The organism is uncultured Marinobacter sp. (assembly GCF_963974375.1).
Taxonomy (GTDB): Bacteria; Pseudomonadota; Gammaproteobacteria; order Pseudomonadales; family Oleiphilaceae; genus Marinobacter.
In genome coordinates this window covers 1-9,693 of record NZ_CAXBDN010000167.1, presented here as the reverse complement: position 1 = coordinate 9,693, position 9,693 = coordinate 1, and the positions used below count along the sequence as shown (strand labels likewise).

Genomic DNA, 9,693 nt, shown 5'->3' with positions numbered 1-9,693 from the left:
TGCAGCCGCCGACGGATCAACCGGTTGATGAGGGCGCTCGAGATCAAGGCGTCGACCACTGGCCTTTACGCCTGGCGCCCCGGGCAGCACGCCTTTTACAGTTCCGCCGGCAATCAGCTTAAAGCCAGCGACGCACCCACAGGCCGCGGCCAACAATGGGCCGGCGACTTTACCTACCTGAAGACCCGCACTGGCTGGCTGTATCACGCGGCGATCATCGACCTGTTCAGTCGCAAAATCGTCGGTTGGTCATTCAGCCGTCGTCGCAACAGTGAATTGACCAAGAGCGCGTTGCGCACAGCGTTGATCAACGAAGCGCCCGAGCCTGGCTGTCTGTTCCACTCGGATCAGGGGATTGAATATGCCGCGCACGATTACCGAGAGTTGCTGGAGAGTGCGGGCATGATTCGAAGCATGAGTCGGAAGGGGAACCCCCAGGACAATGCTGCCATGGAATCCTACTTCCACACGCTCAAAGCCGAGCTGGTGCACAAGCGTTTATTTGATTCGGATGTCCAGGCGGCCTCAGAAATCATCCATTACATGATGTTCTACAACAGTGAACGATTGCACTCGAGTCTGGGGTACCAATCCCCGGAGGATTATGAAAAGCTCAGTGCCTAAAGTGTCTACTAAAGTGGTGCAAGATCAGAGACTTGCCACTCAAACCATATCGGTAACAGTGAAACCGTCCTAAAAACAACCTGTTGATAAACAAAATACCATACTGCACCAATGGTTTCCTACTGAAATCCGATTGGCACAATCACCTTAACAAATGGCATTTACGCACAAAGGCAGACAACCGGATTGCATATAGGATGTTTTGTGTTGGTTTGTTTTAATTAGGAAGAGGAAATCTCGATGTCTGAAGTAATTTATGAAAAGCGTGGAAAGATCGCATACATCACCCTGAACCGCCCACATGCAATGAATGCCATTGATGAGGCTATGCACGAGCAGCTTTGGGCAACTTGGCAGGATTTTGATGCCGATGACGACCTTGAGCTGGCTATTGTTACTGGTGCTGGTAATGAAGCTTTCTGTGCCGGCGCCGACCTTAAAACTCACGCTACCGCATGGGTTGATCGCAGTGCTGACGCTCTTTTCCCACGCAGCAAGATCAAAGACGGCCTGGGCGGCCTGACCCGCGGCCTGCACCGTATCTACAAGCCAGTTATTGCTGCTGTTAATGGTTGGGCGCTAGCCGGTGGTCTGGAAACTGCTATGGCTTGTGACATTCGCATTGCCTCTGAAAATGCACAATTCGGTTCCTTTGAACCACGGCGTGGATACCACCACGGTGATGGCGGTATCGTACGCGTTGTAAACACTTGTGGTGTAGGTGTTGCCCTTGAGATGAACCTGACTGCAGAACCTATCGACGCTCAGCGTGCTTTGCAGTGCAACATGGTTTCCAAGGTCGTTCCTCAGGATCAACTGATGGAAGCTGCTGAAGAGATGGCTGCCAAGATTCTGCGAAATGACTCCTGGGCGGTCCGCTCCGCGAAGGAAACCATCCTTGATGTAATCGGTATGCGACTGGACGACCAGCTGGCTCACGAAGCTTTTACTGGCTACTCCGGTTTGGCGAACCCAACTGTAACCCGTCTACTGCAGAACTTCGCAGCTAAAACAGACAAAGGACGCGTTGGCAGGAACAAGACCGAGCTATAAGTCCCATGCCTAGCAGTGGATCTCCATCTAGGCCCACTGCAGAAAAGGTAAGCCTTTAACAGGCTTACCTTTTCTTTCCACCAGATTACTAGACTGGGAAATAGCAATAACAATCACAAAGCAGCATTGTTGTTTTGCTGTATTCAACAGGAGGCAGCCATGACTTTTCCAATAAACGGTTTGTCACAAGTCAAAGGCGACACAGAACTAGAACTATGGAGCCTAACTGTTCCCCAAGTGCTAAAACGAGCAGTAGAACTCTACTCAGACAGGCCTGCAGCCGTTTTCGTTGAGCAAGGCATTCGCTGGTCCTGGGCCGAGCTGAACGCACATGTCGATTCTCTAGCAATGGGATTGAACGAACTTGGCCTAAAACGTGGAGACAGAGTCGGTATATGGTCACCTAACCGACTCGAATGGGTAGTAACACAATTTGCTACGGCCAGACTGGGACTGATACTGGTAACAATTAACCCCGCATACCAAGAAGCGGAAGTCGAATATGCTCTAAAAAAAGTTAGCTGCAAAGCGCTCGTAACCGCAGTCAACTTTAAAGCAAGCAACTATGTGGCAACGCTACAACGGATTGCCCCTGAATTAGATGACTGCGAGCCTGGCAAGCTGGTCAGCAAAAGACTTCCCAGCCTCAAAACTGTAATACAGCTTGGAGAAACGCCGGTACCAGGCATGTTCAGCTACAGCTCGGTAGCCAACTCCTACAAAGTCGATCAAGAAAAGTTAGATCAAGTAACAAGCTCTCTCGAGCCTAGCGATGTAATCAACATCCAATTTACATCTGGAACCACTGGTGCCCCCAAAGGCGCTTCCCTAACGCATAAAGGTATCGTCAACAACAGCCGCTTTATCATTGGGGCACAAAAGCTGACTGAAAGCGACCGTTTGTGCATTCCGGTACCCCTATATCACTGTTTCGGAATGGTAGCGGGTACTTTAGGCTGTTGCTCATCCGGAACAACGATGATCTTCCCCGGGGAGGCCTTCTTACCGGATATCACCTTAGAGACATTAGCTACTGAGTCCTGCACCGCGGTATACGGTGTTCCCACCATGTTCGTAGCTATGCTGCAACATGAAAACCTCTCTGAATTCGACCTATCGCGCCTCCGTACAGGAATCATGGCAGGAGCCCCTTGCCCAATAGAGGTTATGAAGAAGTGTGTTTCTGAAATGAACCTGTCTGAACTAACCATTGCATATGGCATGACAGAAACCAGTCCAATCTCATTTCAAACCTCAACAAATGACTCACTAGAACGACGAGTAAATACAGTCGGCCGAGTCCAACCACAGGTGGAATGTAAGATCATCGATCCCCTGGGCAACGTTGTACCTGTCGGCGAACAGGGAGAGCTTTGCACCCGTGGTTATTCAGTGATGAAAGGTTACTGGGGCGACCCTGAGCGCACGGCTGAAGCGATCGATACTGACGGATGGATGCATACGGGAGATCTCGCCGTTATTGATAATGAAGGTTTCTGTAACATTACTGGCAGAGCAAAGGATGTAATTATTCGAGGGGGAGAGAATATCTACCCTAAGGAAATCGAGGATTTCTTATACAGGCACCCAGCCATCCAAGAAGTACAAGTGTTTGGTGTACCAGACTCAAAGTTTGGTGAAGAAGTCTGCGCCTGGATCATTCTGAAACCAGAAAACGACTTAGACGAAGACGGAGTCAAGAGCTACTGCAAAGGCAAAATTGCCCACTACAAGATACCCCATTACATCCGATTTTGTACTGAGATGCCAGCGACGGCAACTGGCAAACTTCAGAAATTCAAAATGCGGCAGGTAATGACTGAAGAGCTCGGGATCGAAGCAAATAAGACGGCCTAGGCTAGGCTAACAAGAATCCCTCCTGGGATGGGACGGGCCATAAGCCGGGCAAAAGCAGGCCCGTCCTGACCTGCCCCCAGGATTTAATCCAACCGTTCCTTAGTAATGTCCGTTACTTTTGAATCGGTTGTTCCAAGCCGGATGGCGGAGGCAAACTCCAGGGGTGTCTGATACCCCAAGGATGAGTGCGGTCGCCTTTTATTGTAGTCCTCGCGCCACGTTCTGACTTTGTCTCGGGCATGAGCAAGGTCACTGAACCAGTGTTCATTCAGGCATTCATCCCGGAACTTACCGTTGAAGCTTTCAACGTACCCGTTCTGCATGGGCTTTCCGGGTTGTATCAGCTTCAGTTCAACGCTGTTCTGGTAAGCCCATTGGTCCAGGGCCTTACCAGTAAACTCTGGACCCTGGTCGGTTCTCACCGCTTTAGGGTAGCCCCGGAAGGCCGCAATTCCGTCCAGGGTACGGGCAACCTGGTCACCCGAGATGCCCATGGCAACGGGAATATCGAGGCATTCCTTGGTGTAGTCATCCACGATGGCCAGGCACTTGATCCTCCTTCCGTTGGCGAGTGAGTCCATTACGAAGTCCATGGACCATGTTTGATTTGGCTTATCGGGCAGCACCAGAGGTTGCCGCTCGACCATCACGCCTTTGCGACGCTTGCGTTTGCGGACGGCCAATCCGGCCTCCTTGTAAAGCCGATATACCTTCTTGTGATTCACCTCGGTACCCTCACGGCGCAGCAATTGATGAACACGCCGATATCCGAATCGACGGCGCTCGAACGCAATGGCCTTGATGCGCTCGGTCAGCTCTCGCTCACTTGGCGATCGGTGGCACTGGTACCGCATCGTTGCGCGGGATAACCCGACGAGTGAACAGGCTCTACGCTCGGAGACTGGTGTCTCCGACACCATGGTGTGCACAGCCTCGCGCTTGTTCCCGACGGTCAGTACTTTCGGTTGAGAGCGGCCTTAAGGGCTTCAGAATCCAGCATGGACTCTGCCAGTAGCTTCTTAAGCCGGGCGTTCTCTTCCTCCAGGGCCTTCAGACGACGGGCCTCAGAGACCTCCAGGCCACCATACTTCTTGCGCCAGGTGTAAAAGGTGGCATCCGAGATGTTGTACTTGCGGCACAGCTCCTTCACTGGCAGGCCGGCCTCGGCTTCCTTCAGAATCGGGATGATCTGCTCTTCGGTGAATCGCTTCTTCATGTTCATCGTCCTCTTCTCTGCTGATGAACATTACTAAGATCAGGCTGGATTAGAAAGTTGGGGGCAGGTCAGTTGCACTAAAGATAGGAACGCCTCACCAAACCCGTACGAACCCAAGGGCTCATCAATCAACTAGCGTTAGCCAACCGGGATGCATTGCGGCAGTTGATTTTATAAACCACTGTGTCGCTGCTGCTTTCGGAGAACAGCACTGACCAATCTCCAGCACTTTTTTAAGATGCTCCCTGGTAATCTGGGTCATCGGGCCAAAGTGGCCCAGGCTGGCCATGGTGGCCCACGTGGGCCAGAGTGGCCCGAGCGGGCCAAATTAATCGAAAGTGGCCCATGTGGGCCGAAATCGTGCGGTGCCTCCGGTTGGAGAACAGGTCTTTAGCCTTGCCGCTCGCAATCCCTGCCTCGCGCTCTTGCACCGACGTTTATGCTCACGCCTCCCCCGCCGCAGCGTAAGTACTCCTCACCGGACATGAGCTGGGTCCAAGCTGTTGGACCCACTGTTGGCGTCCCTGCGCCGTGCTCTGTTTGTTTCCTGACCCTGACTGTCGAACTGAGAGATACGGGTCGTTCACCTCATTGCACATTTGGTGGCAATCACGGATGGAGTGGTACAGGAGCTGCCAGTGGTTCCGGATGTACCATTTGCGCGCCTGAGCCAACTCCCGCATACCCTCGAAGGCTAGGTATACGCCTTATATTTATACCGACATGGCCTCAAAACGTGCTCTGTAAGCGCCTGCCGTGAAGTTGCTGGGACTATGCCCACGCCAAAGCTATCGCAGCTAAAAACCGCAGTACTCTCGACCAAGGATAGATAGCACGCTAAGTGTCTTATTTTGGTCACACCACACCGGACATTTTGAAGAGCGAGAAATACGTGCTAGCATAAGCGCCACCCTTGAAATTTGCCATTAGGGCAGCGGTCAAAGTGTCCGAATTGGGTCACCAGTCACCGGACAAGTCTGTGCCCAAAATTGGCGGCAATCGGCGAAAAGCCCACACCCCAAGGGCTCGAGAGCAACAGGTCTTTCGCATTCATCTGGTTGATTTGCGCCGATTTAGCCCCGCCCATCACGAATCCCACCATAGTATTTCTTTGTACTCCGGAGGCAAGGGTCACTGAAAAAATCCGGAACTTCTGGCTTGAGGTCTATCGCCAGAACTACCGCGGAGATCAGGGGCGTGAGCGACTGCGGACCTGCGCAATCAACCTGAGAGACCGAGACGGCTTACATGCACGCCTGAACGGCATTATCTGCCCGGTACTCTGGATTCACGGCACCGCCGATTCGGTGTATTCCGTTGCCAATGCGGAGGATGGCATTGCCAGGTTCACCAATGCCAGAGAGGCCAGTCTCAAGGTCATTGATGGTGGTCAGCATTTCCTGAGCGCGTCTGATCCTGATGAGGTCAATGCAGCGGCGGTCGAGTTTATTGGGAAGTGGGCTTTCTAGTAGCTCAATGAGTCCGGATAAGGATAACCTATGGCGGCCCTGCTGAGGGCCGCAGACTCAGCAATTACGCGTGGCCATAGTCTTCCATGAACTTGAGCAAGTATTGGTTAACTTCCTCGTAGCGCTCCATAGAAACCGAATGTCCCGCTCCTGGAATCACGACAAGGCGGGCGTTGCCAGCCATTTCAGCAATCTTCTCTGAGCGCTCTGGCGGGTAGGCATGATCCTGCTCACCAGCCACAACCAGCAGCGGCACATTACAGTTTTTGAGCTCAGAGAGAACCTCTTTACGCCGGATTACTCCATCGGCACTACGGGCAATACCTGAGCCAAGCTCGAGCATGCGCTGACGCCAGGCATCCCGTTCATCTGCTTTGGACGGATCAGCAAGGTAATCGTCGCCAAACATGATGTACATGAGTTGTTCGATAAACGGCTCAGTGCCATTTGACCGGACACCCTCCACCAAGGGCTGGAAATCTTCAAACTTGTACTCTTCCTCTGCGCTGGAACCCAGCACGATACAGCCTTTCAACAGGTCGGGCCGACGAGCGGCGACACGCAATGCGATAAAGCCACCCATAGAGTTGCCGGCCAGGAAGCAAGGACCCACTCCAAGCTTCTCGATCAAAGCAATGGTATCGTCTGCCAAGGTATCCATATCAACGATGGGCAGATTGGTTCGGGCACTCTTTCCCTGGTCCCGGTCATCATATCGAATGATACGGAAGCGATCGGAGAACGCTTCAACCTGGTGATCAAACATTCTGTGGTCAAAGAACAGAGAGTGGCTCATGACGAGCGCTGGTGCGCTCTCCGGCCCCTGATCCTCGTAATATAAGGACGTTCCGTTAACATCGATGGTTGGCATGGTGTGTCTCCGTTTCGATATTGTTATTAATCCTTAACGCAAGGGCTATTCAAAGCTGATCCGTTGGTAAATCGAAGCTTTTGCTTTCTATGTATGCATCCTGGTGTGGCGTTAGTGGTGATTCATCGCCGCCCTCAAGAGGGCGGCGATGACCTCATGTGATGATAAGACCAGAGCTGTCCAGTCCCTCCGCTTTACAGAGTTCTCGGTAGGTTTCAAGGATGAACGCCGCATCCCATACGCTATCGACCTCACCCTGCTCATTGAGGTTCAGGTTTGCTCCACGAATCGCAAACCAAACCTCGGTTACCTCGGTATTGCTGTCGGGCACGTGCAATGTGTGGATAGATCCAGCCGGCTCATAGAGGTAAGAGCCAGCAGTGTTTACATCAGGGTATTCCAGGTACTTCCAGGAACCCGAGAAGGTGATCGCGAATACTTCGCCGGTGTGCTTGTGTCGCGGGAGCGTCACACCTGGCGCGAAACGGGTTCTCACGACCCACAGCCCACTCTCGATACTTATGTGCAGAACCTGCAATTCCAGGCCATCCATGAAGGTCACGAACGGAAGGTCACTCTGCGCGAGATGCGAGGTCGCCGGCAGATCAGGAATCTCAGCAAAGGAATTCATGACACGCCTCCCTGAAGCAATGGAGTACCTAAAATCAATTGCATTGCGCTCTCCTCGAGATCATTTTTGATGCTTTTGTTTTGAGCACCTACCGAGTACGTTACGTCGAAGGTGCACCTATCATGCTAAATTGTCTGAGGAGAGGTTCGCTATCGCGAATGTTCGCGACTATTCGGTGAGGGGGTCAGATACCTGACATTTTCTGGCGACGCCAGCAAAGAAATGAGCTGGGAGTGGGAACGGACGGACAGCTTACTTCTGATACTACGCAACTGGTGATCAATCGTTGAGAATGCCCGATCCAGGTCACGGGCTATCTCCTTATAGCTCATCCCTGATGCCGCCAATCTGGCAACAGCCCTTTCAGCCTCAGTCAACCTGGAGAGCGGTGAGTCACCAAGGTCGGCTTGTGGCTGTGACACAGCATGAGCAGAGGAATCGCTTAACTTCTCTGCGGCATACAGTACAGGGGCGACGACCTCTTGTACGAGACCATGAAAATGATTGTACGCCCTCCCCTCCCAAGGCCTTGTCGACACCACTCGATCCATACATAGCAGGCCGAATGGACGACGACCACTTTTCAGAGCGACGGCCAATTTGGTTGTCGTCCCCGCAGAGACCAAAGCGTGCCGCAATCCCGGCCGGAACGTCGGAACTTGGGTGATATCAACATAAACCACTGGCTGATCAGCGCTCCAAAGGGCACGAACGCCAGGATCAGAGTTTTCGACTCGCAACGTACTCATAGATGAAATGGGCGCCCGGGAGGCAAAAGCCTCGGCCTGAGCCGGATGATAAACTGGGCTAAACGGGCTACCACGCCCTCCATCCACCCGATCTGCATCAAAACAGACCTGAAGCCATTCCGTCACGAATTGCCAGCATTGCCGGGTATCATCCAGCAGGAGGAGTGCCTGGGCGGCCAGGTCTCTTGCATCACGGGAGGTTATTGCGGTGCGCTTTCCCAGTAACCTGTGGTACAGGCTTTTCTGAGCTGCCAGCACATCTCGGGCTTCAAGCTCACCCATCGGTTGTCTCCGCCACCCTCATAGCAGGCCCATCTGACGATGCAATGACCTGCTAATTTGTTGTGGTCTGATTGTTATAAAATGCGCCTCGACTACGGGCTTACAAAGTTGCAGAGCCCGGAGGTACCCGCAACTTCTCAGCACAGTCAATCTACGAGTCTTGGAAGCGTAGCACAGCTACAGGGAGTTATGGTGACAATCCGGTTCAAGCCAAAGATCAAACTGTCGTGGTTTAATCCCTCTTGGTCGCCGGATTACGGCACCACAAGGATTGGCACAAATATGTGTCACACAGGCGTCACAGGGAAATTCCAGCGCGCCAAACGCAAAAAAGCCAGATCAGTAAGATACTGATCTGGCTTTCTTTTATATGGTAGCGGGGGCAGGTTATGAGACTGATGCTTTAGGAACAGCTCATCTGTTCTGAATAGTCGTAATTTGCTATTAATCCACAAGATAGGCAGCATGGGAGACAAAGTGGTGGGTGGACGGCGTGTAAAATATTGAGCCGGCGGTTTTCATCTTCCAGCTCTTTCAAGCGGGCCATCATGGACGCATCCATGCCACCGAATTTAGCCCGCCATTTGTAAAACGACGCACTGCTCATACCGTGCTCTCGACACAGCTCCGGAACCGGTACGCCGTTCTCGGCTTGCTTCAGGATCGACAGGATCTGGCTGTCGGAAAAACGTGACTTCTTCATGCAGAATCTCCCTGCGTTTAGCTTACGGAAAATTCTACTTTTGATCACCGCTGTTTTTCGGGGGGATTACCATCCCAATTGCGGTGAGCTCCCTCCCCTACGTTGTAGTAATAGAGCCCGTTTTGGAAGTCGAACCCAGAGAGATATTTGTGCAGCGAATCGTGGGGCCGGAAGTTGTCTGCGTAATGTGCATATTCCGGCCCATCGTGACCACCCATTCCGTTTAAACGTGACCGCC

Annotated in this window: 7 protein-coding genes and 2 pseudogenes; 4 read left to right on the top strand and 5 right to left on the bottom strand. The window is 52.5% G+C overall.

Translation table 11 applies throughout. The features are described 5' to 3' along the window. The 3 genes from AAC035_RS13960 to AAC035_RS13950 form a co-directional block, all read left to right on the top strand. A partial coding sequence (locus AAC035_RS13960) for an IS3 family transposase (RefSeq protein ID WP_339805171.1) occupies window positions 1–624 on the top strand: 624 nt, incomplete at its 5' end. A gap of 240 nt (window positions 625–864) precedes the next feature. Then, window positions 865–1,677, top strand: coding sequence for an enoyl-CoA hydratase-related protein (locus AAC035_RS13955; protein WP_339805169.1), 813 nt, complete (start codon window positions 865–867; stop codon window positions 1,675–1,677). Window positions 1,678–1,836: 159 nt separating this feature from the next. Next, window positions 1,837–3,534: an AMP-binding protein gene (locus AAC035_RS13950; RefSeq protein WP_339805167.1), complete on the top strand. Its 1,698-nt coding sequence runs from the start codon at window positions 1,837–1,839 to the stop codon at window positions 3,532–3,534. 83 nt (window positions 3,535–3,617) lie between these two features. Here the strand turns inward: AAC035_RS13950 and AAC035_RS13945 are convergent. After that, window positions 3,618–4,750 (bottom strand): IS3 family transposase gene (locus AAC035_RS13945; protein WP_339805165.1). Its coding sequence is split into 2 segments (ribosomal slippage): window positions 3,618–4,492 and window positions 4,492–4,750, totalling 1,134 coding nucleotides; the frame shifts between segments, so codons are not numbered across the junction. Between the two features lie 1,058 nt (window positions 4,751–5,808). On the opposite strand from AAC035_RS13945, the gene AAC035_RS13940 reads away from it, so the two are divergent. After that, window positions 5,809–6,219, top strand: a complete 411-nt coding sequence (locus AAC035_RS13940; RefSeq protein WP_339805163.1) for an alpha/beta hydrolase — start codon at window positions 5,809–5,811, stop codon at window positions 6,217–6,219. 64 nt (window positions 6,220–6,283) lie between these two features. Here AAC035_RS13940 and AAC035_RS13935 read toward each other — a convergent pair whose 3' ends face one another. From AAC035_RS13935 to AAC035_RS13920, 4 genes and pseudogenes are all read right to left on the bottom strand, one after another. Further along, window positions 6,284–7,090 (bottom strand): alpha/beta fold hydrolase, encoded by an 807-nt coding sequence (locus tag AAC035_RS13935; protein ID WP_339805161.1) that lies wholly within the window; start codon window positions 7,088–7,090, stop codon window positions 6,284–6,286. A 154-nt stretch (window positions 7,091–7,244) separates the two neighbouring features. Then, window positions 7,245–7,721, bottom strand: coding sequence for a 2,4'-dihydroxyacetophenone dioxygenase family protein (locus tag AAC035_RS13930; RefSeq protein WP_339805160.1), 477 nt, complete (start codon window positions 7,719–7,721; stop codon window positions 7,245–7,247). Between the two features lie 1,521 nt (window positions 7,722–9,242). Beyond that, window positions 9,243–9,455, bottom strand: a pseudogene (locus AAC035_RS13925) (transposase); the annotation flags it as partial. 44 nt (window positions 9,456–9,499) lie between these two features. Continuing rightward, window positions 9,500–9,693, bottom strand: a pseudogene (locus tag AAC035_RS13920) (hypothetical protein); the annotation flags it as partial.

Bases quoted from the DNA above. Each gene is read 5' to 3' on its own strand.
- AAC035_RS13930 (WP_339805160.1), bottom strand. From the start codon at position 7,721: ATGAATTCCTTTGCTGAGATTCCTGATCTGCCGGCGACCTCGCATCTC.
- AAC035_RS13935 (WP_339805161.1), bottom strand. From the start codon at position 7,090: ATGCCAACCATCGATGTTAACGGAACGTCCTTATATTACGAGGATCAG.
- AAC035_RS13950 (WP_339805167.1), top strand. From the start codon at position 1,837: ATGACTTTTCCAATAAACGGTTTGTCACAAGTCAAAGGCGACACAGAA.
- AAC035_RS13955 (WP_339805169.1), top strand. From the start codon at position 865: ATGTCTGAAGTAATTTATGAAAAGCGTGGAAAGATCGCATACATCACC.